The 21,586-nt window shown below is 70.2% G+C and carries 22 protein-coding genes; 8 read left to right on the top strand and 14 right to left on the bottom strand.

What is annotated here, in order from left to right; all coding sequences use genetic code 11:
- Window positions 1-4 precede the first annotated feature (4 nt).
- Both Dfulv_RS11440 and Dfulv_RS11435 read right to left on the bottom strand, forming a co-directional pair.
- Window positions 5-661 carry a response regulator gene (locus Dfulv_RS11440; protein WP_259862770.1) on the bottom strand — a complete coding sequence of 219 codons (657 nt, stop codon included), beginning with the start codon at window positions 659-661 and terminating at the stop codon, window positions 5-7.
- A complete protein-coding gene (locus tag Dfulv_RS11435) occupies window positions 658-1,869 on the bottom strand; it encodes a sensor histidine kinase (RefSeq protein WP_259862768.1) in 1,212 nt (403 codons plus the stop codon). Before Dfulv_RS11435 ends, Dfulv_RS11440 begins: the two co-directional genes overlap by 4 nt.
- A gap of 74 nt (window positions 1,870-1,943) precedes the next feature.
- Here Dfulv_RS11435 and Dfulv_RS11430 point away from each other — a divergent pair, with 74 nt between their 5' ends.
- Window positions 1,944-2,420, top strand: coding sequence for a MarR family winged helix-turn-helix transcriptional regulator (locus Dfulv_RS11430; RefSeq protein WP_259862766.1), 477 nt, complete (start codon window positions 1,944-1,946; stop codon window positions 2,418-2,420).
- Window positions 2,421-2,422: 2 nt separating this feature from the next.
- Here the strand turns inward: Dfulv_RS11430 and Dfulv_RS11425 are convergent, their stop codons facing one another.
- The 4 genes from Dfulv_RS11425 to Dfulv_RS11410 are packed head-to-tail and all read right to left on the bottom strand — an operon-like array spanning window position 2,423 to window position 6,104.
- The gene (locus tag Dfulv_RS11425) at window positions 2,423-3,379 is read right to left on the bottom strand and encodes a glycoside hydrolase family 88 protein (RefSeq protein ID WP_259862764.1); all 957 of its coding nucleotides are present in this window, start codon (window positions 3,377-3,379) and stop codon (window positions 2,423-2,425) included.
- The gene (locus Dfulv_RS11420; RefSeq protein WP_259862762.1) at window positions 3,372-3,815 is read right to left on the bottom strand and encodes a nitroreductase family deazaflavin-dependent oxidoreductase; all 444 of its coding nucleotides are present in this window, start codon (window positions 3,813-3,815) and stop codon (window positions 3,372-3,374) included. Before Dfulv_RS11420 ends, Dfulv_RS11425 begins: the two co-directional genes overlap by 8 nt.
- 9 nt (window positions 3,816-3,824) lie before the next feature.
- Window positions 3,825-5,153: an AI-2E family transporter gene (locus tag Dfulv_RS11415; protein ID WP_259862760.1), complete on the bottom strand. Its 1,329-nt coding sequence runs from the start codon at window positions 5,151-5,153 to the stop codon at window positions 3,825-3,827.
- 42 nt (window positions 5,154-5,195) lie between these two features.
- Window positions 5,196-6,104 (bottom strand): lipocalin-like domain-containing protein, encoded by a 909-nt coding sequence (locus Dfulv_RS11410; protein ID WP_259862758.1) that lies wholly within the window; start codon window positions 6,102-6,104, stop codon window positions 5,196-5,198.
- Window positions 6,105-6,347: 243 nt separating this feature from the next.
- Between Dfulv_RS11410 and Dfulv_RS11405 the strand changes: the two genes are divergently transcribed.
- Window positions 6,348-6,635, top strand: coding sequence for a DUF3040 domain-containing protein (locus tag Dfulv_RS11405; RefSeq protein ID WP_259862757.1), 288 nt, complete (start codon window positions 6,348-6,350; stop codon window positions 6,633-6,635).
- A 107-nt stretch (window positions 6,636-6,742) separates the two neighbouring features.
- The gene (locus tag Dfulv_RS11400) at window positions 6,743-7,474 is read left to right on the top strand and encodes a 3-keto-5-aminohexanoate cleavage protein (protein ID WP_259862755.1); all 732 of its coding nucleotides are present in this window, start codon (window positions 6,743-6,745) and stop codon (window positions 7,472-7,474) included.
- Here the strand turns inward: Dfulv_RS11400 and Dfulv_RS11395 are convergent.
- On the bottom strand, window positions 7,463-8,296 hold the full coding sequence (locus Dfulv_RS11395; protein WP_259862753.1) for an NAD-dependent protein deacetylase: 834 nt from the start codon (window positions 8,294-8,296) through the stop codon (window positions 7,463-7,465). The genes Dfulv_RS11400 and Dfulv_RS11395 overlap by 12 nt on opposite strands.
- Window positions 8,297-9,367: 1,071 nt before the next feature.
- Here Dfulv_RS11395 and secA2 point away from each other — a divergent pair.
- On the top strand, window positions 9,368-11,695 hold the full coding sequence (gene secA2, locus Dfulv_RS11390; protein WP_259862751.1) for an accessory Sec system translocase SecA2: 2,328 nt from the start codon (window positions 9,368-9,370) through the stop codon (window positions 11,693-11,695).
- Between the two features lie 788 nt (window positions 11,696-12,483).
- Here the strand turns inward: secA2 and Dfulv_RS11385 are convergent.
- On the bottom strand, window positions 12,484-12,882 hold the full coding sequence (locus tag Dfulv_RS11385) for a hypothetical protein (RefSeq protein ID WP_259862750.1): 399 nt from the start codon (window positions 12,880-12,882) through the stop codon (window positions 12,484-12,486).
- Window positions 12,883-13,112: 230 nt separating this feature from the next.
- Here Dfulv_RS11385 and Dfulv_RS11380 point away from each other — a divergent pair, with 230 nt between their 5' ends.
- The gene (locus Dfulv_RS11380) at window positions 13,113-13,406 is read left to right on the top strand and encodes a hypothetical protein (protein ID WP_259862749.1); all 294 of its coding nucleotides are present in this window, start codon (window positions 13,113-13,115) and stop codon (window positions 13,404-13,406) included.
- A gap of 80 nt (window positions 13,407-13,486) precedes the next feature.
- Here the strand turns inward: Dfulv_RS11380 and Dfulv_RS11375 are convergent, their stop codons facing one another.
- Window positions 13,487-14,677 (bottom strand): helix-turn-helix domain-containing protein, encoded by a 1,191-nt coding sequence (locus Dfulv_RS11375; protein WP_259862748.1) that lies wholly within the window; start codon window positions 14,675-14,677, stop codon window positions 13,487-13,489.
- Window positions 14,678-14,939: 262 nt separating this feature from the next.
- Here Dfulv_RS11375 and Dfulv_RS11370 point away from each other — a divergent pair, with 262 nt between their 5' ends.
- The gene (locus Dfulv_RS11370) at window positions 14,940-15,119 is read left to right on the top strand and encodes a hypothetical protein (protein WP_406567960.1); all 180 of its coding nucleotides are present in this window, start codon (window positions 14,940-14,942) and stop codon (window positions 15,117-15,119) included.
- Window positions 15,120-15,151: 32 nt separating this feature from the next.
- Here Dfulv_RS11370 and Dfulv_RS11365 read toward each other — a convergent pair whose 3' ends face one another.
- Genes Dfulv_RS11365 through Dfulv_RS11345 form a run of 5 tightly spaced genes read right to left on the bottom strand, consistent with a single transcriptional unit; the run spans window position 15,152 to window position 19,676 of the window.
- Window positions 15,152-16,423, bottom strand: coding sequence for a tyrosine-type recombinase/integrase (locus tag Dfulv_RS11365; RefSeq protein WP_259862746.1), 1,272 nt, complete (start codon window positions 16,421-16,423; stop codon window positions 15,152-15,154).
- A complete protein-coding gene (locus Dfulv_RS11360; protein ID WP_259862745.1) occupies window positions 16,413-16,604 on the bottom strand; it encodes a helix-turn-helix domain-containing protein in 192 nt (63 codons plus the stop codon). Before Dfulv_RS11360 ends, Dfulv_RS11365 begins: the two co-directional genes overlap by 11 nt.
- On the bottom strand, window positions 16,601-17,899 hold the full coding sequence (locus tag Dfulv_RS11355; protein WP_259862744.1) for a replication initiator: 1,299 nt from the start codon (window positions 17,897-17,899) through the stop codon (window positions 16,601-16,603). The genes Dfulv_RS11360 and Dfulv_RS11355 overlap by 4 nt, the downstream gene beginning before the upstream one ends.
- Entirely contained in the window at window positions 17,896-19,356 is a 1,461-nt protein-coding gene (locus tag Dfulv_RS11350) for an FtsK/SpoIIIE domain-containing protein (RefSeq protein ID WP_259862742.1), read from the bottom strand. The genes Dfulv_RS11355 and Dfulv_RS11350 overlap by 4 nt, the downstream gene beginning before the upstream one ends.
- Window positions 19,353-19,676 (bottom strand): hypothetical protein, encoded by a 324-nt coding sequence (locus Dfulv_RS11345; RefSeq protein ID WP_259862741.1) that lies wholly within the window; start codon window positions 19,674-19,676, stop codon window positions 19,353-19,355. The genes Dfulv_RS11350 and Dfulv_RS11345 overlap by 4 nt, the downstream gene beginning before the upstream one ends.
- Before the next feature lie 156 nt (window positions 19,677-19,832).
- Here Dfulv_RS11345 and Dfulv_RS11340 point away from each other — a divergent pair, with 156 nt between their 5' ends.
- Window positions 19,833-20,405 (top strand): GntR family transcriptional regulator, encoded by a 573-nt coding sequence (locus Dfulv_RS11340; RefSeq protein WP_259862740.1) that lies wholly within the window; start codon window positions 19,833-19,835, stop codon window positions 20,403-20,405.
- 468 nt (window positions 20,406-20,873) lie between these two features.
- Entirely contained in the window at window positions 20,874-21,524 is a 651-nt protein-coding gene (locus Dfulv_RS11335; RefSeq protein WP_259862739.1) for a hypothetical protein, read from the top strand.
- The last annotated feature ends 62 nt before the right edge of the window (window positions 21,525-21,586 follow it).

Below are 21,586 nucleotides of genomic sequence, written 5' to 3'. Positions count from 1 at the left end.
CGGCTCAGTCGGTGCCGGGGGTGACGAAGCCGGACTCGTAGGCGGCGATCACCGCGGCGGTGCGGTCGCGGGCGCCCAGCTTGGCCAGGACGTTGCCGACGTGGGTCTTCACCGTCTCCACGCCCAGGTGCAGCTCGGCGGCGATCTCCGCGTTGGACCTGCCGGTCGTCATCTGCCGGAGCACCTCGGCCTCGCGGTCGGTCAGCCGCGCCGAGGCCAGCCGGTCGCCGCCCGGGCGGCCGTCGGGGCGGGCGCCGGCCAGGCGGCGGATCGCGGCCGGGAACAGCAGCGACTCGCCCGAGGCCACGACCCGCACCGCCTCGATCAGCTCGGCCGGTCGGGCACGCTTCAGCACAAAACCGCTCGCGCCCGCGCGCAGCGCCTCGTACACGTAGTCGTCGTGCTCGAACGTCGTGACGACCAGGATGCGCGGCGGGGCCGCGGAGGTCGCGAGCAGGTGTCGGGTGGCCTGGATGCCGTCGATGCCGGGCATCCGGACGTCCATCAGCACCACGTCCGGTCTCAGGCGGGCCACCAGCGGGGGCACCTCGGCGCCGTCGGCCGCCTCGCCGACGATCGTCAGGTCGGGCGCGCCGTCGAGGATCACGCGCAGGCCGACGCGGACCAGCTCGTCGTCGTCGACGAGCAGCACCCGGATCACCGGGCGTCCCCGAGCGGCAGCCGCGCCGACACGGTCCAGCCGTCGGAGGCCGGTCCGGCGTCGAGCCGGCCGCCGAGCAGCGTCACCCGCTCGGCCATGCCGTGCAGGCCGCGGCCGGGCGAGCCGGGCCTGCCGGTCAGGGGGTTGCGCACCAGCACCTCGAGCGCTCCACCCACGGTGGACAGCCGCACGGTGACCGGGACCCGCCCGGCGTGCCGCATGGCGTTGGTCAGCGACTCCTGCACGATGCGGTACCCCTCCCGGGAGACGTGCGGCGGGACCTCGTCGAGCAACCCGTCGAGCACGCCGTCGGTGTGCAGGTCGACGGCGACCCCGGCCTCCTCGATGAGGCGCGGCAGGTCGCGCAGCGACCGCGACGGCGTGGTGGACACGGTGGTGTCGTCGCGCAGCACGGCCAGCACGGCATCCAGGTCCTGCAAGGCGTGACGGCCGACCTCTTCCACGGCCACCAGCGCGCGCTCGACGAACGCCGGGTCCTCCGCCAGGCGCTGCCGGGCCGCGGCGGCCTGCAACGTGGTGACGGTGAGCGCGTGGCCGACCGAGTCGTGCAGCTCGCGGGCGAGCCGGTTGCGCTCGGCGAGCCGCGCCGCCTGCGCCTCCAGCGCCGCGATCCGGGCCGTCGGCGACGGGCCGAGCAGGACGGGTGCCATGGTGGTGGCGAGCGCGCCGAGACCCGCGACGGCGAAGACGAGCGCGACGGTGACGAGCAGCCCGACGGCCGTGAGCCCCACGGTGTCGTGCTCGTCGAACGGCCCGATCGTCTGGCCGCGCATGGCGTCGCCGACGCCGCCGAGCGGCTGCAGCAGCGCGACAAGGGCGAGCGGCACCGAGACCACCGCGCCGAGCGCCACGGCACCGCCGATGGCCAGATGCAGCACGAACCACAGCGCGGCGCGCAGCCGGGTCTCCCCGCCCTCGGCGGCGGGCACCGGGTCGGGCAGGTCGACGCCGAGCAGCCAGCGCGCGGCGGTGATCTCCAGGGCCCGGGTGCCGTGCAGGAACGGCGGCACGAGGCCGATCGCCGCGGTGAACACGACGAGCGCGACGATGGTGCCGTGCGGCGCGTCCGGCTCCGTCCACGACTGGGCGAAGGCGGCGGCCAGCAGCGCGTACGGCAACAGGAGCACGCCGCCGAGGAGCAGGAAGACGCCGCGCCGGTACGTCGAGCCGCGCAGCAGAACCTTCACCCGCCCAGCATCCCATCCCGGTATGGTGTCCTCGACAGCCATAAGGTACGAGACCCGGAATATCTGAAGGCAGCATGGACTCTCCCCCGTCGTCCCGCGAGCGGCGGCGCACGAGCAACACGATCAAGGAGTCGCTGCGGGCGCTCAGCACCCAGCTGTCGCTGCTCAACCATCAGGTCGGCGTGCACCTCGACCTCAAGGACGTCGACTTCGACTGCCTCGACATCGTCAGCCGGCACGGGCCGCTGAGCCCGAGCACCCTCGCGCGGCGGGCCGGGCTGCACCCCGCGACGATGACCGGCATCCTCGACCGGCTGGAGCGCGGCGGCTGGGTCGCCCGGGACCGCGACCCCGGCGACCGCCGGGCCGTGGTCGTCCGCGCGCTGCGCGACCGCGCCCCGGAGGTCTACCGGCTGTTCTCCGGCATGAACAGCTCGATGGACGAGCTGCTGGCCGGCTACGACGACACGCAGCTGGAGCTGCTGGCCGACTTCCTCGGCCGGGTCACCGAGGCCGGCCGGGCCGCGACCGACGAGCTGGCCGGCGAGTAGCGTCAGGCGCCGCCGGCGACGGGTCCGCCGGCGATCCCGGCCGCGCCCCCGGCCGCTTCGCCGGTGGCGCGCCGGGCGGCCGCCTCGGCCAGCAGACAGAACGCCTGGGCCTCGGCCGACGTGCCCGGACGGTCGAAGGCCGGCGCGCCGCAGACCGACGTCACCAGGCCGTCGACCACCAGCGGCTCGACCGCTTCGCGCAGGGACCGCGCCGTGTCCAGGTAGGAGCGCGGCAGCCAGCCGTCGGCGACGCCGGTGAACGCGGTGTAGGCCAGCATCTGGGCCACGTTCGCCTCGCGGAACGAGGCCGGGTCGTCGAGGACGTTGCCGAAGAGGCCGTCGGCGCGCCGGTGGGCCAGGCACGCGTCGAGCACCTCGCGCGCGTGCCCGGCGAGCGGCCCGGCGAGCGCCGGGTCGAGTCGGACGGCGCGGGCGATGCCGGCGGCCACCCAGCCGCTGCCGGTGCCCCAGTGCTCGGGGGCGACGAGCGTGCCGGTCGCGTCGTCGAAGCGGGCCGCGTAGAGCCCGCCGGTGCACAGCCGCCGGCGGTGGCCCTCGACCTGGCGGACCGCGAGGTCGGGCAGGCCGGCGAAGGCGAGCATCGGCACGACCATGTAGACCGTGTCCGCCCACACCTCCCGGCTGCCGATCAGGTGGAACAGCGTGCCGTCGGCGGCGCGCGGCGCGGTGGTGGTGATCCAGGCGAGCTGGGCCTCGGCGGCGGCGGAGAGCCCGGCTCGGACGACCGCCTCGTAACAGGCTCCCGAGTTCACCGCGCCCTGCTCACCGCCGATGGTGCCGAGCCGGCCGTCGGTGCCCTGGTGGACGGCCGTGTCCCGGGCGAACCGCGCGGCGAGCGCGTCGAGGCCCAGGTCGAGCAGGGCGTGCGAGGCCACGCCCTGCTCCCAGTTCTGCCGCTGCATGGCCAGCAGCGCGAGCAGTACCGGATGATCAGGCATCGGCGACCGGGGTGAGCACGAAGACGGGGATCGTGCGGTCGGTCTTCGTCTGGTACTCGTCGTAGTCGGGCCAGGCCGCCGTCGCGCGCTTCCACCACTCGGCGCGCTCCTCGCCGCTGACCTCCCGGACCGTGTAGTCCTTGCGGACCGGGCCGTCCTGCAGCTCGACGAGCGGGTTCGCGACGAGGTTGTGGTACCACACCGGGTGCGTCGGCGCGCCGCCCCGGGAGGCCACGACCGCGTACTCGCCGTCGTGCTCGACCCGCATGAGCGGGGTCTTGCGCAGCTTGCCGGTCCTGGCGCCGAGGGAGGTCAGGAGGATGATCGGCTTGCCGCGCATCGTGTTGCCCTCCGCCCCGTCGGTGCGCTCGAACAGTTCGGCCTGGTCACGCGACCACTGGCTCGGGCTCGGCTCGTACTCACCGGTCAACGGCATGACTGCTCCTTACGGTCGCTCTTGGTCGACTCGGACGCTACTCCCCTTCTCGGCCTCCTCGCCCGCCTCCTCCTCGCTCCGCTCCTCCTCGCGTTGGTCCTCCTCGCGCCCTTCGTCCCCGTCGGCGGGCTCGGTGCCGGGCGGCTCGCGGTCCGGCGTGGGCTCACCGGAGGGATGGTGCGCCAGGTAGCGCACGGCGGTGTTGCCCACGGCGAGCAGCGGCACGGCGACCAGACCGCCGACGATCCCGGCGACCACCACGCCGGTGGTGATGGCCAGGATCACGGCGAGCGGGTGCAGGGCGACCGCCCGCCCCATGATCAACGGCTGGAGGACGTGGCCCTCGAGCTGCTGGACGGCGATCACCACGGCGAGCACGAGCAGCGCGCTGATCGGCCCGTTGGTGACCAGCGCGACGAGCACGGCGACCGCGCCGGACAGCGTCGCACCGACGACCGGGATGAACGCACCGAGGAAGACCAGGGCGGCCAGCGGCAGGGCGAGCGGGATCCGCAGGACGACCAGGCCGATCCCGATGCCGACGGCGTCGACGAACGCGACGATGACGGTGGCACGCACGTACGAGACGAGGGTGGACCACGAATACAGGCCGGCCCGGTGGACGGGCAGCTCGGCCTGGCGGGGCAGCAGGCGGCAGACGAACGCCCAGATGTGCGCGCCGTCGCGCAGGAAGAAGAACAGCGTGAACAGCACCAGGAAGAAGCCGGTGAGCACCTCGCCGATCGTGGCGGCGGTGCTCAGCGCACCGGAGGTCAGCGCGCCCCGGTTCGCGGTGATCTGGCGCTCGAGCTGGTCAATGGTGTTGTTGAGCTGCCGCTCGGAGATGTGCAGCGGCCCGACGGCGAGCCAGTTGCGGATCTCGTTGAGGCCGCCGCGGACCTGCCCGGCGAGGCTCCCGAACTGGGTGATGAAGGTGTAGACGATCACGCCGAGCCCGCCGAAGACCACGATCAGGCCGCCGACGAGGACGAGCGCGGCGGCGAGGGAGCGGGGGGTCCCGCGCCGGCGCAACGCGCCGGCGACCGGCTCGAGCAGCGCGGCGAGCAGCATCGCCACCACGACCGGGATGACCATGAGCCGAAGCGACGAGATCAGCTGCAGCAAGAGGTAGCCGGCGAGGATGAACAGCACGATCCGCCAGGCCCAGGCCCCCGCGAGCTTGATCCCGCGGGGGATTCCGTCCTCCACTGTGGACTCCGGCCGGAGGAGCAGGACGTCCCGCTCCTGCGGCTCGAACGGCGGCACCGCCCCGGCCTTCCGGGCGCTCGTCAGCCGCGCCCGGGCCCGCTCACCGACCTGCGTGATCCACGTCGTCATGCCATCGGCAGTACCCCCTCCGGGGTGCCACCAACCGGCGAGTTACTTGACCCGGTCGTACCGGCTGAAGGCGTCCGGATCGTCGACCTTGGTGGTGCGCCAGATGTCGCCGGTGCAGGTGTACTTCACCGGGTCGGTGTTCGGCTCGAGCTCGATGCGACCCTTGTCGGCGCCGTTGACCGAGATGGTGACAACGACGTCGCTCTCTTTGCCGGCGTATTGCAGCTGCGTGTCGGCGGTCTTGACCGCCCAGGTCGTCTGGCCGGAGAAGGACGCGGTCACGGTCCGGCCGTCCGGAGTCTTTCCACTGTAGACGGTCTTCGAGTCGTCCTCGATCGCGCTGCCGTCAGCGTTGATCGTCCACTGCTTGCCGCCGCCGTTCATCTTGATCGTGCCGAGGTTCTCCCGCTTGCCGACGTCGGTGTCGCCGAGCACCACGTTGCGCTGGTAGCTGGTCTGTTTCCACGTGCCGACCAGGCAGGCGTCGACGGGGCCGCTCGGCGACTGGGAGGCGCCGCCGCCCGCCTGCGGGTCCCCGCCGCGGTCGCGGGTGGTGGCGACCACGACAACCGCGATCGCCATGACCACGAGCAGGACGGCGCTGATGACCAGCGCGGCGAACCACCGGTTGCGCTTCGGCCGCTGCTCGTAGGGCGTGGCCTGCGGCGGCCCGCTGTAGGACTGGGGCGGGTAGGGCTGCCCGCCGTACGGCTGGCCGGTGTGCGGCGGCGCCGAGTGGGGCTGCGAACTGTACGGGAGGGCACTGTACGGCTGATTGGCGTACGGCTGGGCCGGGTACTGCTGCGGGGGGTACTGCGGCTGCGGGTACTGCTGCTGGGGCTGGGGCTGCTGCGGGTACTGCTGCGGCGGATACTGCGGGGCCGGTGGCTGCCCCTGCGGGCCGTACGGCCCGGGCTGGTCAGGCTGCTGCCACTGGTGTTGCGGGTCCACGTTCGAATCCTCCCCGGAAGTTCACGCACCGATTCCGCGCCATTCGCCGTCGAGAATGGCATACCGCGTCATCTTGCGCAGGTCGCCCCATACGACAAAAGCCGCAAAACATCGGGGCTTCTACCTGCGGAATTCGAGTTTGGCGCCGATCGACCGACCCACAACCGGGCATTGTGTGTGACGATCGAGCGCAACGGGTACCCATCGCGCACCGGGCAGGCCCGTCGGAGGAGGTTGGGCATCATGCTCAGCGAGAGCGAGCAGCAGCGGCTCGCGGACATCGAAGCCGCATTGCGCGACGACACGCGGTTCGTCAACGGATTCAATCGGGCCATGACGCGGCGCGTCACCCCCCGCCGGGTGACCGCGGTGATCATCGCCGTCGCAGCGATCGTCGGAGCGGTCATCGGGCTGACCGCCGGCAGTGTCCCCGGGACGGTGCTGGCGATCTGCGCGCTGGGCGTGGCCGGCGGCGTCTGGACCTACCGGCCGGCACACCCCGAGCAGCCGACGGACTTCATCAACCCCTGATCTCGAGCTCACGACCCCCGGCGATCCGCTGAGGTCGCCGGGGGTCCGTACCCCCGGCCGAGGGGCTGATCTTGCGTGCCCCGCGGGCCGGAAGGGACAGTTGTCCTGTGTTGCGCCCGATCGCCCGGCTCAAGGTGGCCCTCAACGGCAGCCGCCCGCCCGGCGCGCACCCGGCCCTGCCCTGCACCCCTGCCGAGCTGGCCGTCGCCGCGCAGGCCGCGGTCGCCGCCGGCGCCGAGGCGGTCCACCTGCATCCGCGCCGCGCCGACGGGCGCGAGTCGCTCGACGCCGCCGACGTCGGGGCCGCGGTGTCCGCCGTGCGCGAGGCCTGCCCGGCCACGCCGATCGGCGTGACGACCGGGCTGTGGATCAGCGGCCGCGACGTGGCCGCCCGCGGTCGCGCCGTCGCGGGGTGGGCGGGGCTCCCGCGGTACCGCCGGCCGGACTTCGCCTCGGCGAACGTCTCCGAGCCCGGCTTCACCGACCTGGTCACCACGCTGCGCGAGCTGGACGTCGCCGTCGAGGCGGGAGTCTGGACGCTCGCCGACGCCGACGCGCTGTCGATCGCCGGCGGGCTGCCGCGCCTGCTCGTCGAGGTCATGCGGCCGGAGACCGACGCGGAGGCGGTGCTGGCGCGGCTGGACACGCTCGGGGTGCGCGGTGAGCGGCTGCTGCACGGCGACGGCGAGCTGTGCTGGCCCATGGTGGCGCTGGCCGGGCGGCTGGGCCTGCCGACGCGGATCGGCCTGGAGGACACGCTCACCAGCCCGGACGGCCGGCCGGTCGCGGACAACGCGGAGCTGGTGCGGCTCGCGTTGTCGGCGTGGTCAGCCGCGTAAGGACCAGGTCACCGCGGACAGCACCGCGCCGAGCGGCGCGTCGATCAGCAGCGTGGCCAGGCCGTCGCTCTTCGTCGGCCCCTGGTTGACGATGGCGATCGGCAGGCCGAGCTTCGCGGCCCGGACCACGAACCGCCTCCCCGACATCACCGTCAACGACGACCCCAGCACCACCAGCGCGGCGGACTTCTCGACCAGGTCGAAGCACGCCTGTACGCGCGGCGCCGGCACACTCTCGCCGAAGAAGACCACGTCGGGCTTGAGCATCCCGCCGCACTCCACGCACCCGACGGTGACGAACCCGGCCGCCTGCTCGTCGGTGAGCTCCACGTCGCCGTCGGGGTTGACGCCGTCGGCGACGTGGTCGAAACCGGCGTTGACGGCGGTGAGGCGGGCGTCGAGCTCGGCCCGGGCGGTGAGGTCACCGCAGTCGAGGCAGATGACACGGTCGAGGCCGCCGTGCAGTTCCACGACGATGTCGGCACCCCCGGCCTGGTGCAGCCCGTCGACGTTCTGCGTGATGATGCCGGTGAGCAACCCCCGGCGTTGCAACCGCCCGACGGCCCGGTGCCCGGCGTTCGGCGCGGCCCGGGCGATGGTGCGCCAGCCGAGGTGGCTGCGGGCCCAGTACCGCCGCCGGGCGGCAGCATCCCGCGTGAAGGTCTGGTAGGTCATGGGCGTGGCCGGCCGGCGCATGCCGGTGGGCCCGCGATAATCGGGGATGCCGGACTCCGTGGACAACCCGGCCCCGCTGAGCACCAGCACGTCTCCACGCCCGACAATCTCGCTGAGCGCAGCCACCCCTTGCTCCACGGGTACCATCCTCCCTCACGCGAAGGCCAGCAAGCCGATCTCGCAGCCAGCCTCACGCCCTCGCCCACTTCGACTGATTTGTCCGGTTTCAGCGAGTGCGCGTTGTCCACGAAGTTGACCTTGGTCGATTTCCGTGGCCCTGGGCACAGAAATCGACCAAGGTCAACTTCGATCGACGGACCGAACGCGAAAGTTTCACAGACCGTGGGTCAGGACCGCACCGTGAGTCACGACCGCGCCCCGTTCCCGCCATCGCGACCGGCCCGCAGCCGCGCGGCCCACCCCGCCGCCGCGGCCTGCCTCATGACCGACCACCTCACAACCGATCCCGCCCTCGACCACCGCCCGCCCCGCCGCCTACCTCCGCAATCGCGGCCTTCCCCAGCCGCGGTCCACCTCGCAACCGCCCGCCTCACGACCGATCCCGCACTTGACCGCCACCCGCCCCACAGCCACGCCGCCCGCCCACAGCCGCAGCCCACCTCGCAACCGACCACCACCCGCCCCGCAGCCACGGCCCGCTTCGAGACCCCGGCATTGCGACCGGCCCGCCCACGAACGCACCCCGCCCCACGAGCGTGGCCACCGCGCGGACCGCCCTGCCCACAACCGCACACCCTGTTCCGCGCTCCGCACCCGCAGCGGACTGATCAGCCCGCGCCACGATCGCACCCCACCTCGCAACGCGACCCAGCCGGAAACCGCCCCGGCCCCGTGGAAGCACTCCAGCGCTGGTCACTGCCGATGAGCCCAGCCGCACTCGGACCGCGCGCCGTCGGCCACCTTCTCGCCGAGCACGCCATGCGAAGCCGCCGACTTTCCTGATCGTGACGCCATCAAGATCATGGAAGAGGGCGATCGGTCCCGGAATGCGGGAACCAGCGGTCAAACCGGGCACGGAACCGGGCACGGAACCGGGCACGCAGCCAGGGCACGCAGCCAAGGCGCGAACCGGGCAGCGGGAGCCGCGCTCGAACAGGGTGTCGGGCACCGGGAGCCGGACTGCGTACCTGGCGTCCCGGACAAGCATCCCGTGACGGGGCGCACACGCCGCCCCAGCGGGGACGTATCGTGTTCGCCATGGGTTTGGTGAGCAAATTCAACGCGTGGCGTCGCAAGCTGCAGGAGCAGCCGGGCACCACGATCGACCTCGAGCCGATGCGGGCCCTGCTGCCGGAGATCGAGGCGCGCGAGGCCGAGCTGTCCGAGCTCACCGACGACGAGTTGCGCGCCGCCGCCACGGCACTGCACCAGCGGGAAGACCCGCAGGACTTCGTCGAGGCGTGCGCCCTCGGACGTGAGGCCGCCAAGCGCGCCATCGACGAGCGAGCCTACGACGTGCAGATCCTCGGCGCCCAGGTGCTGCTCGCCGGGCACGTCGTGGAGATGGCCACCGGTGAGGGCAAGACGCTGACGGCCGCGATCGCCGCCGCCGGATACGCCGCGCAGGGGCCGGTGCACGTGATCACCGTCAACGACTACCTCGCGCGGCGCGACGCCGAGTGGATGCGGCCGGTCTACGAGCTGCTCGACCTCACCGTCGGCTGGGTCAACGAGTCGTCGACGCCGGAGGAGCGCCGCGAGGCGTATGCCAAGGACATCACATACGTGTCGGTGAGCGAGGCGGGCTTCGACCTGCTGCGCGACAGCATCGTCACCAACGTCGAGGACCGCGTGCACCGCGATCTCGGCACGGTGATCATCGACGAGGCCGACTCGATCCTCATCGACGAGGCCCGCGTGCCGCTGGTCCTGGCGGGCTCCACGATCGACGACAAGGACCAGCCGGTCGCGATCGCCGAGATCGTCGGCGGCCTGCACAGGGACCACGACTACGAGGTCGTCGACGAGGGGCGCACCGCGCACCTGACCACGACCGGCCTGGCGAAGGTCGAGGCCGCACTGGACGTCGACATCTACGCGACGGAGAACGTCGACACGCTCACCGCGGTCAACCTGGCCCTGCACGCCGAGGCCCTGCTCGTGCGCGACGTCGACTACATCGTCCGCGACGAGCGGGTCGAGCTCATCGACGAGTTCCGTGGCCGGGTGGCGCAGCGGCGCCGCTGGCCCGACGGGCTCCAGGCCGCGGTCGAGGCCAAGGAGAAGATCCGCAGCAGCGGCGGCGGCACGGTGCTGCAGACCATCACCGTGCAGGCGTTCCTCACGCAGTACAAGAAGATCTGCGGCATGACGGGCACCGCGTTGCCGGTCGGTGCCCAGCTGCGCGAGTTCTACAAGCTGGAGGTCGCGGTCATCCCGCCGCACCTGCCCAACATCCGCAAGGACTGGCCGGACCGCGTCTACGCCTCCGCCGAGGAGCGCGACATCGCGTGCGTGGCCGAGATCGTCGCGATGCACCAGACCGGCCGCCCGGTCCTGGTCGGCACATTGAGCGTCGCCGAGTCGGAGAGGCTCGCCGCCACCCTCGCCGAGGAGGGCGTCGAGTGCGTCGTCCTCAACGCGAAGAACGACGAGAAGGAGGCCGGGATCGTCGCCGAGGCCGGCTCGGTCGGCGCGGTGACGGTCTCCACGCAGATGACCGGCCGTGGTGTCGACATCCGCCTGGGCGGCAGCGACGAGAAGGAGCGCGAGCGGGTCGCCGAGCTGGGCGGCCTCTTTGTCATCGGCACCGCCCGCAACGACTCCCGCCGCATCGACGACCAGCTCCGCGGCCGGGCCGGCCGGCAGGGCGACCCCGGTGAGTCGATGTTCTTCGTCAGCCTCGAGGACGAGCTCATCCAGCGGTACGGGCCGGAGCCGATGCCGATGGGCCGGGCGGACGCCGACGGCGCCATCGACGACGAGGACGTCCGCTGGGCCATCGGCTCCGCGCAGCGAGTCGCCGAGGCCGTCAACCTGGAGATCCACCGCAACACCTGGCGGTACAACTACCTGCTCGACCAGCACCGGCAGCTGCACGGCAAGCGGCGCGAGGAACTGCTCACGACCGACGCCGCCGGCGAACTCCTGGCCGAGCGGTCCCCGGACCGCTACAACGAGCTGGCCGAGGAGTTCGGCGAGGAGGCCGTGCTTCGCGTGGCCCGGATGATCGCGCTGTACCACGCCGACAACGCGTGGTCGGAGCACCTGGCCGACATGAGCGAGCTGCGCGAGGGCATCCACCTGCGAGTGCTCGGCTCGCAGGACCCGCTTGACGAGTTCCACCGCGAGGCGATCCCGGCGTTCCGGGGCCTGCTCGCCGAGATCGACGACCGTACTGTCGCGGAGTTCGAGGCGATCGAGGAGTTCTCGCCGGACTGGACCCCGGAGGACGCCGGCCTGATCCGCCCGAGCGCCACGTGGACCTATGTGGTGAGCGACAACCCGTTCGGCTCGGAGATGGAGCGGTTCTTCGCCGGCATGGTGAAGCTGTTCCGCAGCGGCAAGGGCGTCAAGAAGGGCTGACGGCCCGTGAGCGTGACCGGGGCCGGGCCGCGAAGGCCCCGCTCCGTGTCCGGGCACCGGAAGTTGGTGCAGGCCCCACGATGTCGGTGTGCAGGTCGGTCCACACATACCGCGAGTTCGCCCCGGCGCCCAGAACCTCACCGGCCGGTCGTCTGCGCCGCCGCACTCGCCCCGGTCCACCACAGCTGCGTATCACGGTGTGATGCCGTTGTCCCCGCCGCCGCATGCCGACTTCGGACCGCACGTGCCGGTGATCAGTCGAACGGTCCAGCCCGAGTTGGTGGGGCCGGACCCGACTTCCACGGCGACATCCACTGGCCCGACAACCAGCGCCCCTGACCAGCCTGGTCCAAAACGCTGCACGGGTATCAAGAGCGCCCGGCTACGCCGGACGCACGCGCACGCGCTACGCCGTTCCGGCCCGCGCGCACGCGCCCACGCAACAAGTCGCCCGATGTCGGCAGCCAATCAAGCCCGCAACGCCAGAGGCCGTGACGATCGCCTGGGCGGTCAGGCCACCGGGTGGCTACCGGCGATCGCCGCCGCACCGCTGACGCGGCACGGCACCGTCTACCTCAACCAGTCTCAGCCAATGATGGCGACCAGGCACGAAGGTCACCTGGGTCCACACTGGAAAGTTACATCGATTTGTCTACATACTATGCACGTACTTGACGGCAACGATGACGGCAACCCACGCGCACGAGCGCGCCCGACGGCGCACCCCGATGCACAGAGTTGTAACGCCAACACGCCGAATTCGCTCACGGCTCCCGCCGCGATTGAATTCACTCGGCCCCGAAGACACCACTGACGAGTTCCGCAATAGACAATGCAAGCCCAGCATTCGCCAGGATCTCGTCAGGCACAGAACTCGCCAGTGGCGACGGGATGCCACTGCCCCACGAATCCCAACCGTCGAAGAAGTAGTGCTCATCCAGGTAGGGGCCAAACGGCCCCGAACGGCCGCCCTGCGTCACTTTTTCGTCGAGTCTTTCGAGGAACTGTTGAAGGTCCGGCCCCGTTATAGCTTTCGTGCCACTCCAACAGCCCGACCAGCTGCTATGAGCAGGTGCGTGGCCTCCCCTGACGCAGACCCACAGCCGTTCAGAGGCGGCGGCGTCGCCGCGGAACACCACGGCGACAAACCGCTGCTCACCACCCATGACGATCTTCATCGACGTCATCACGGCGGGGATATCACAAATTCAATTAGCCGATCCGGACTCATATCTCCGGCCATTACCCTTCTCGCAATTTCGGCAGTCCGGTGGTGACCGCCAGTAATATAGATCCGGGATGCAGGATAGCAGCTACAGTCTCCTGGCGCCCAGTCACGTGCCCCACGAATTGGATCGTTTCCTTGCGGCCCACCGGGCCTAATCAGATCATCGTTTGAAAGATTCCTCACACCACCATGCCCGACAACGTCGCCGCCATTCATCTGGTGAGGATTGAGCGGATGAGTCTCGAATCTATTGTTGACCAGTTCTCCAGCGCGAACATTGAACTTGTTGATATCCGGATGCACTGGGATATCGGCGTTATGGCTATTCGTGCTGCCATTGCAGTTGTGTACAAGTACCGGAGTGTCGCCAGCGATCACATAGTAGGTGTGGCGTTGTTACGGTGGCCGTGGCGAGGTCATGGCGTCGATCTTGGCAGGGAGCTGGCCTTTCGCTCAACCACCCGCCGACGGCTCATCGATTGACGGTGATTTTGACAGCAGCCGTGACAGCAACGTGGGCGCACGCCGGGCTGAGTGCGCGGGGCATGACGTCGGTCGGGCGTCTACTCAGTCGGTTGCCGGCTGGTGGCAGGCTTCTTCTGTGCGCGGCGATCGATGAGGCGGTCGACGGCGGTGACGCGTCGTTGGAGGCGGGAAGAGCCCGCGTCGATAGCGGTGGTGTCGATGCGGGCGAGAACCTCACGGGCGGCGTCGAGGTCGCCTGCTCTGGCGTGGCCTTCGGCGAGCCAGGTTTGGTAGAGGGCGACTTCGCGGGCGTGGTCGTGGTTGTAGCCGGCGAGTGCTCGGGTGAGCATGGGTTCGGCGGCGGCTGGGGTGCCGAGTTCGATGAGGCAGCGGGCGGCCATGACGTCGATCTCGGCCCGGTTGAGCCAGTACACCCATTCGGGTTCGGCGATGCTGCCGGAGCGCTGGTCGTAGGCGTCGTCGACGGCGTCGAGGGCGCGACGGGTGGTGTCTGTGTCGCGGAGGCGGGCGGCGGCCCAGGCGAGGCGTTCCAGCAGCAGTGCCCGCACGAGTGGACTGGCATCGGGGACACCGGTGACGGCGGAGCGGGCGATGAGCAGCGCGTCTTCACGTTTGCCGACGTTGGTGATCTGGTAGGCGAGGCTGGACAGCAGTTGCGCGCCCAGCGCCCTGTCTCCTGCCGATTCGGCGGCGGTGACGCCGGACAGGTAGAGCCGTTGGGCGTCGGGGTAGCGGCCGGCGTCGCTGGCGACCCAGCCAGCGAGTTGGGCCAGTTCACCGATCACGGTGTACAGCCGCTTGCCGAGTATGTCTGTGTAGGAGGCGGTGCGGGCAAGGTGTTCGGCCTGGTCGAGTTCGGCACGGATGACGGGGAGCAGGGTGCGGCTACCGACGGTGTCGTCCAGGTGCCGAAGTTCGATCACCCGGGATTCCAGCGTCTCGATGAGGCTGGTGCCGATACGACGGCCGGCGCGTAACTGCCGGGGGACGGGTGAGTCGCCGATGAGCCATTCGTGAGTGAGGCGGACCGGGTCTGCTGGGGTGCCGATCGGCACGCCGAGGACGTGTTCGTAGCGTTCGACAACGTCGGGGGTGGCGGGGCGGCGGCCGGTTTCGACGAGGCCGAGGTAGGGCTTGCTGAAGTGGGTGAGCGCCGCCATCCCGGCAAGGCTGTGCCCGGCGGCCTCGCGGGCGGCCCGCAGGTGCGCGCCGAGGTCGGCGGTATCGGGTGTAGACGGGGGAAGACCCTCGCCTGCTTCCATGGTCATCCCTCTCCCCTGATCCTAGTGACAGGCCCAGCGGGGACGTGCATCGAGTCCGGACCTGGCTGGTGCTGTTCCGGGAGGGCCGGGACCGGTTACGAAGATCGGCATTCTTCATACCCGGGTGCGTGCCCGGCCCTCCCACCGTAGACCACGTACGTTCCGGAGGGTTGAGCAGCGAATGTCGATGCACCTGCCGGTTCGCCCGGCCTGGACCTGCGCGGGGTGTGGGCAGGCGTGGCCGTGTCTCACCCGCAAACGTCAACTGTTGGCCGAGTTCGCCGGGGCGCGGGTGTCACTGATGCTCTACCTGTCCCGGTTCTTCGTCGAGGCTTGCGTGGACATGCCCACCACCACGTCGGGGACGCTGTACCGCCGGTTCTTCACCTGGCCTTACGAACCATCCGACGGCCGCCACAGCAGCGAGAGCGCCCCGCCGGGGCGGTGATCCCGGCGGGGCGCGTTCTCGGTTGGTCAAGTTCAGTCGTCGGAGACGATGTCGTGGTCGTCGGGCTGGTCGGGTTGCAACGCCTGGTCCATGGATTCGACGGCGTGGCGTTGCAGGCGGAGCCGGACGTGGGAGTAGATGTCGGCGGTGGTGTGGATCTGTGCGTGGCCGAGCAGGTCCTTGATCGTCACCAGGTCCACGCCCTGTTCGAGCAGCAGCGTGGCGCAGGTGTGTCGCAGGTCGTGGAAGCGGATGGAGCGGACGTTGGCGAGTTCGCAGATGGCCTGGTGGTGGCGGTGCACTGCGGCCGGGTCCATCGGCCCGCCCGTGCTGGTGGTGAACACGAGCCCGGTTGCGGTCCACCCGTCGCCGGCCTCGCGCCGGTCGAGGTCCTGCCGGGTGCGGTAGCGCTTGAGCGCGGTGACGCAGTCGCGGGGCAGGACGATACGCCGCGCGGAGCGGTGGGTCTTGACCGGCTGGAACGTTGGGCCGCCTCGGGTGCGGGCCAGGGTGCGCCGCACATACAGGTGCCCGGCGTCGAGGTCGATGTCATCCCAGCGCAGGCCGAGCAGTTCACCCCGGCGCAGGCCGATGCGCAGCGCCAGTTCGAACAGTGGCCCGTGTCGGTGGTAGGCGGCGCCGAGCAGGTAGCGGCGGGCCTCGCCGGCGGTGAACGGTTGGAAGTCGCTGCGCGGTGTGGGTAGCCGTACCGAGCTGGCGACGTTGCGACCGAGAAGGTCTTCGCGGACGCCGTCGGCGAGGGCGGCGGACAGTACTGCCCGGATGTAGCGGACGGTGGCCGGGCGGATGTGCTTGCGGCAGCAGTTGCCGATCGCGCAGCAGCGCGGCCGGCGGGCCTTGACCGGATGGTCCGGGTTCCGCTTGGCGTCCCAGCCCTGCGCGCAGCACTGGCACACGCTCGGGAGCCGGTCGAGGAAGGTCCGCACGTCCCGAACCGTCAGCGTGCCGAGTTTCCGCGCGCCGAGGCCGGGGATCAGGAACCGGCGGACTAGGGATTCGTACGTGACGTACGTCGTCGCCCGGAGCCGGTGCCGGGCCACGCCGGTCAGCCACGCGGTCAGATACTCGCCAACGGTCAGGTTCGGGTCGGCGGACACGACCAGTCCCCGGTTCGAGTCGGCCAGCTTCTCGGCAAGCTTGTCGGCCGCCTGGCGGCGGATGGCACCGTAGACGTAGATGCGCTTGCGGGTGCCGTCGGCGGCGAGGACGTAGCCGGCGCCGCACCAGCGGCCGTCGGCGCGTTGGAAGATGGTGCCTTCGCCGTTGGCCTTTCTACCGGCCATGATCGGCCTCCTTGGTCAGTGAGTCGAGGTAGCCGGCCAGGGACCGGGCGGGAATGCGGCGGCAGCGGCCGATGCGGACCGAATGCAGCCGGCGGGAGCGGATGAGGTCGTAGACGGTGTGCCGGCCAACTTGCAGCCGGGCCATCACGTCGGTGACGGTCAACAGGTCGGGGCTGTTCATTGGCCCTCCCCGAGTTGGCCGGTGTAGCGCCAGTCCCCGACGGTGAGCAGGTCGGTGGCCGGGTCGACACCGACAGCCTCGGCGTGGCGGGTCAGCCGCCACCGGCGCCGCTCACCGCGCAGCGCGGCGAAGGTGGTCGAGTAGGCCAGTGACTTGCTGGTGACGTGGCCCCGGTAGCCGAGCTGGTGCGCCCACCGGCGCAGCCGCAGCCCTCGCAGGTCGGGCAGTCCGCCGAGCCGCCAGCAGGTCTCCACCAACATGCGGCCGTGCGCGGGTAGCCGATCGAGGCTGACGCCGGGACGGCGGCCGGTGCCCGAGCAGACCCGACACCAGCGCCGAGCCTCGTCGCCGGGGCGCAGGCCGTCGCCTCGACAAGCAGGGCAGAACAGCGGTGGCACGTCGACGCCGACGGCCTCGGCGGTCTTCGTGGCGTACTTCGCCACGTACCGGGCCACCACCACATCCCCTGCAGGAAGCGGCTGGATGTCAATCTGCCGCCCCCACCGCAGCACACGCCCGCCGACGACCGCTGGCGTGGCGACGGCGACAACGGGGACCGCCCGGCGAATCGCGGTTTCCAGCACGTCGCTGGTCGCCCAGGCTGGCGGCGGGGTGGGCAGGCCGTCCGGCCCGTCGAGCCTGACGATCGCGTGGAAGTGGACCACTCCCCGCGCCTGGAACTCGGCGACCTTGGCGAACGCCATCCGCACCTGCCGGGCAGCCTCACGCCGGGACAGGCCCGCCACAGCCGCGAGGGTGCGGCGTGCCTCGGTGGTGAACCGCGCCCACAGCATCCCGGCGTGGGCGTTGAACAGCACCTGCCCCGGATAGTCGTAGCCGTCCGGTTCGAGGGGGGTGCCGATCAGCGGATCGTCCGGCAGGTGCCACCGACCGCATACGGACCGATCGGGGTGGCAAGGACGCAGGACACCGTGCCGGGCGGGGCCGAGGTGTACCGGCCCGAACGACGGCGCGGTCACCGTCACGAACACCCGCGGCCGGACCACCGTGGGCTCGTCGCGGAGCCCGGCGGTGATCAGGTGGAAGGCGTCGAGCTTGTACAGCGTCGAGCACGCCGGACACCGTGCGGCACGGCGGTTACGGCACCGCACCGTGATCGTCTGCCGGTCGCCGGAGTCGGCGAGGACACGGCCGGTGCTGGCCTCGACCAGCAGACCACGCCCGGTCAACCGGATCGGGTGCCGGCACACACCGACCCGGCCCTCCACCTGCTCGGCGGCGGCGATGCGGACCAGGGCGTCGAGGTCGACGCCGGCAGCGGTGGATGGCATCATCGGCGCGGCTCCTCTCCACTTGTGGGAGGGCTGATTGCGGGGAGAGCGGCGGGGTGTTCTTGGCGGAATGAGCCGCCGCCCTCCCTGTCCTGGCCGCCGGGACGGTCCGCCCTGGCAGCGTCGGCGAGCAGCCGCAGCGGGTCGCGCACCAGTCCGGCGGTGTCCGCAGCGATCCGGTCAGCGGCCTCGTCACTGACGTACGGGGTGCGGACCAGCGTGAACCCGGGTCGGCCTGCGGCGACCATCGAGGCGACCCCGATGTAGGCCGGGTCCTGCAACCGGCGCGGATGCTCGTCGGGGAAGCCGGTGATGTCCGAGCCGAGCACTGCCGTGGCCGCCTCGCTGGTGCGTTGCGCGAAGCTGACCGCGACCTGGCAGTTGTCCCGGATCTTCGTCGGGATCGCATCCCCGGTGGCCTTCTGCGTCGCCAGGATCACCTGGATACCGACGTTGCGGCCCTTACGCACCAACTCCTCCACCAGCCGGGTCGTCTGCCGTGCCACCGCGTCGCGTTTCTTCGACTCGGCGTCGGTGCCCTTAGACTCGTTGAAGAACGTGTGCGCCTCATCGATCACCACCACGACCAGGGGCCACGAGGCGGACAGGCCGAGATGCCACACGTTCTTCACCCCGAGCACCGACCGGATACACCGTTGACGGCCCGTCATCAGTTCATGCACCCGCGCCAGATGATCACGGACCTGCTCCGGGTCGTCCTTCGCCGACAGCCACGCCCGGCGGAACAGGTCGTCGTAGTCCGGGCCGCCCTTGCCGTCGATCAACACGAACTGCACCGCCGGACTCGGCGCGAGTTGACAGAACCGGGCGTTCAGCAGCGAGGTCTTGCCGAAGCCGGCCAGCCCCGCGACCACCACCCCGGACACCCCGGAGGAGCGGATGGTGACCGGCTGACTGTCGGCGTCGACACCCGCCGACCATGTCTCCAGATGGTCACCGGTTGCGGTCTGCCCGCCCCAGGTGGTCGGTTGAGTCAGCGGGTCGATCAGCAGCGCCCGAAGCCGGACCAGACCGGGACGGACCTGCGCTACCCGCACCTGCGGCACCCGCCACGCATCGGCGAGATGCCCGGCGGCGTTCTGGAACTCGACCAAGCCGAGCCGGCCGACCGTGGCCGCGTCCACCTCGACACCCCACCGCCGCGCCCGCACCCGGACCGCCGGAACCAACTCCCGCCGCACCACCACCGTCTGCGGCCGAGACGACCACAACGGCGGACGGACGCGCTCGGTCTGGACCAGGCCCACCCGCATGGCGGTCCGTCGCCACGTCGACCGGATCCGCCAACCGACACGAATCGCCGGCCGGATCTCCGCGTCGGCCAGCAGATACCGCACCAGATGCGCGGCCAGCCACACCGTCGCCACGACAGCCGCCACGCCCAGCAGCACGGCGGGAACCACGGTGAGCAGCCTCAGATGATTCGGGTCGATCGTCATCCAGGCTTCACCGCCGTCAACGCCGACGCGCGGAAGATCTGCCACGGCCGGCCGTTCTTCTCCCCCGCCACCAACGTCAGCCCGGTCGCCTTGACCCACTGGCCGACCGCGAGGTCCTTCGGCACCGACGGCTGCGGCACCGACACCCGCAACACCTGCGGGGTCCCACCGTCGGCCATCAACGCCAGGGGCACCTCCACCAACGGCGCGCCCGTGGCGCGGTCCGTGGCGGCAACCCCGTTCTCCTTGTCCTTGAACTGCGGTGTCGCCCCGGCGAGCACCAGCAGCCCCTTACCACCGTCAATCGGCAGTACCAACACGAGCGTTCTCCTTCGTTTGCCCACCACGCCCCTCATGGCGCGGTTACTAGGCTTCCTAAGCTTCACGTGACAATCGCGATCTAGTCAAGAGGTTTAGCTCAGGAATCTTGGGTAGCCCGTGTAGCTCAATCAGGACAACACGACTACGATCAGCACATGCCGCACGACGCCGACGACCGACGCGCCCTGTTCCAACGGGTCGTCGACGACATCGTCGACCAGATCCGCACCGGCAAACTCGCCCCCGGCGACGTGCTCCCCACCGCCCGGCGAATGGCCGACACCTACGGCGTCGCCTCCATGACCGCCCAACGGGCGCTACGGGAGCTGCAACACCGCGGCCTCACCTACGCCGTCGTCGGCAAAGGCACCTTCGTCCACCCCCAGGCCCCCGAACGCATCGGCACCGACGCCGCCGGCCGCCCCATCGCGGCCACGACCCAGACGCCGATCATCAGCGACAACCCAGCACTCAACCGGCGCCTCGCCCTCTACCTCCTAGAGCGGGACCGCATCAGCGGCAAGATCGTCGACGCCTTCATGAACAAGGACACCGCCGCCGCCTGGCAAGCCACCGAAGAACTCGCCACCCTCCAACAAGCACACCTCGACCTCGCCGACGACCTCGCCGCCTACGAAGCCAACCTCGGACGAGCCGCCGCCAGCGAAGCGCCCGAGCCCGCCGAGCCGCCGGCACCGAAGAAGGCACGCCGCAACCCGAAGGCATAGCCCAGCAGCCCGCCACCGACGGAGCGACTGGGCTAAGAATTGCTTCACAGGTATCAAGAGCGCCCGGCTACGCCGGACGCACGCGCACGCGCTACACCTACGGCCCGCGCGCACGCACCCACGCAACGGAACATCAGCCCCAGCGAGGCGGCGCAACACCGGGCGCGACAGGCCGTGACGATCCCCTCGGTAGGCAAGCACCGCAGTGGGTTTCGGGGATCGACGCCACGCCGCTACGCGCCGAGGCAACGGCCAACCCGCTCACCATCGAGATCGGACAGTATTCATCCATACATTCGGATACATGCTCCCGACTGACATCAGTTCTGACATCAACCGAGGCGTACGTCCAGGACCACCAGCGCACCCCAGTTAGGAGAACAACACCAAGGGTGATCCCGCCCCGCTGTAGCCGAATCCACTCTTGAGATACTCGGAATTACTTTACCTAATCGGGAAGGACGCGAAATGATCGACCCAGAGAATGTGAGTCTTTCCAGTTTTCTCACAAGCTGGTACGGACCCCCAACATCACCCATCTCGCCGGTGCCGCCCACATCCAAATGGCTTCCTGAACCCCTTAAGGAATGGTATCAACTCTCATCTCAGTGGGGCCATTCTCTTGCGGCAACTCGGCGAATTCGAAATCCGGATCAGATCGTAATTGATGACGCCATGGCGATCTTCATGGAGGACGCCACCGGCGACTGGAGGTGGGCATTCCACACGGAACATCCAGATTCGGTTTATGACGCTGAACTCGGCGAAGAATGGGAGCAAGTGGCTGAGGGACTGGCTGAGCTATTGATCCACAATGCCTTGAGCGAGGCGACTTACAACGCGACCTCGTGGAGAGAATGCGGACAGGTACCCGAGGAACGCCTCACATCGATTCTTTTGCCAATGACCGAGATTGCTTTCCGCGGATGGCGTTGGCCAAAGCCGGGGGGGCGAATCTACATGTCCGATTCGTTAGTAGCCGAGGTTCTACCTGCGATGGAGCTCGGCGCGCCGTGGAAGGCTCGCTCAGGGTATGCCGAGGTTCGAGTAGCCTCCCCTCATCCAGACAAGCTGGCCTTTGTGGACGAGATGAATGACTTGAAGTGGCTTAGGAAATAAACGCAACTGGTCAATCACACACGCTGGCTCGGACGAGTGCGAATCGATTCCGAGCCAGCGTG

Origin of the sequence: Dactylosporangium fulvum (assembly GCF_025137375.1) — a bacterium.
Lineage (GTDB): Bacteria > Actinomycetota > Actinomycetes > Mycobacteriales > Micromonosporaceae > Dactylosporangium > Dactylosporangium fulvum.
The sequence above is the reverse complement of the archived record's forward strand: the minus strand, read 5'-3'. Positions and strand labels throughout refer to the sequence as shown.

Excerpts from the sequence above, each read along its gene's own strand:
- Dfulv_RS11430 (WP_259862766.1), top strand. The coding sequence starts at position 1,944 with ATGGACTCTCCCCCGTCGTCCCGCGAGCGGCGGCGCACGAGCAACACG.
- Dfulv_RS11425 (WP_259862764.1), bottom strand. The coding sequence starts at position 3,379 with ATGCCTGATCATCCGGTACTGCTCGCGCTGCTGGCCATGCAGCGGCAG.
- Dfulv_RS11420 (WP_259862762.1), bottom strand. The coding sequence starts at position 3,815 with ATGCCGTTGACCGGTGAGTACGAGCCGAGCCCGAGCCAGTGGTCGCGT.
- Dfulv_RS11415 (WP_259862760.1), bottom strand. The coding sequence starts at position 5,153 with ATGACGACGTGGATCACGCAGGTCGGTGAGCGGGCCCGGGCGCGGCTG.
- Dfulv_RS11405 (WP_259862757.1), top strand. The coding sequence starts at position 6,348 with ATGCTCAGCGAGAGCGAGCAGCAGCGGCTCGCGGACATCGAAGCCGCA.
- Dfulv_RS11395 (WP_259862753.1), bottom strand. The coding sequence starts at position 8,296 with ATGGTACCCGTGGAGCAAGGGGTGGCTGCGCTCAGCGAGATTGTCGGG.
- secA2 (WP_259862751.1), top strand. The coding sequence starts at position 9,368 with ATGGGTTTGGTGAGCAAATTCAACGCGTGGCGTCGCAAGCTGCAGGAG.
- Dfulv_RS11385 (WP_259862750.1), bottom strand. The coding sequence starts at position 12,882 with ATGACGTCGATGAAGATCGTCATGGGTGGTGAGCAGCGGTTTGTCGCC.
- Dfulv_RS11380 (WP_259862749.1), top strand. The coding sequence starts at position 13,113 with ATGCCCGACAACGTCGCCGCCATTCATCTGGTGAGGATTGAGCGGATG.
- Dfulv_RS11375 (WP_259862748.1), bottom strand. The coding sequence starts at position 14,677 with ATGACCATGGAAGCAGGCGAGGGTCTTCCCCCGTCTACACCCGATACC.
- Dfulv_RS11365 (WP_259862746.1), bottom strand. The coding sequence starts at position 16,423 with ATGGCCGGTAGAAAGGCCAACGGCGAAGGCACCATCTTCCAACGCGCC.
- Dfulv_RS11360 (WP_259862745.1), bottom strand. The coding sequence starts at position 16,604 with ATGAACAGCCCCGACCTGTTGACCGTCACCGACGTGATGGCCCGGCTG.
- Dfulv_RS11355 (WP_259862744.1), bottom strand. The coding sequence starts at position 17,899 with ATGATGCCATCCACCGCTGCCGGCGTCGACCTCGACGCCCTGGTCCGC.
- Dfulv_RS11350 (WP_259862742.1), bottom strand. The coding sequence starts at position 19,356 with ATGACGATCGACCCGAATCATCTGAGGCTGCTCACCGTGGTTCCCGCC.
- Dfulv_RS11340 (WP_259862740.1), top strand. The coding sequence starts at position 19,833 with ATGCCGCACGACGCCGACGACCGACGCGCCCTGTTCCAACGGGTCGTC.
- Dfulv_RS11335 (WP_259862739.1), top strand. The coding sequence starts at position 20,874 with ATGATCGACCCAGAGAATGTGAGTCTTTCCAGTTTTCTCACAAGCTGG.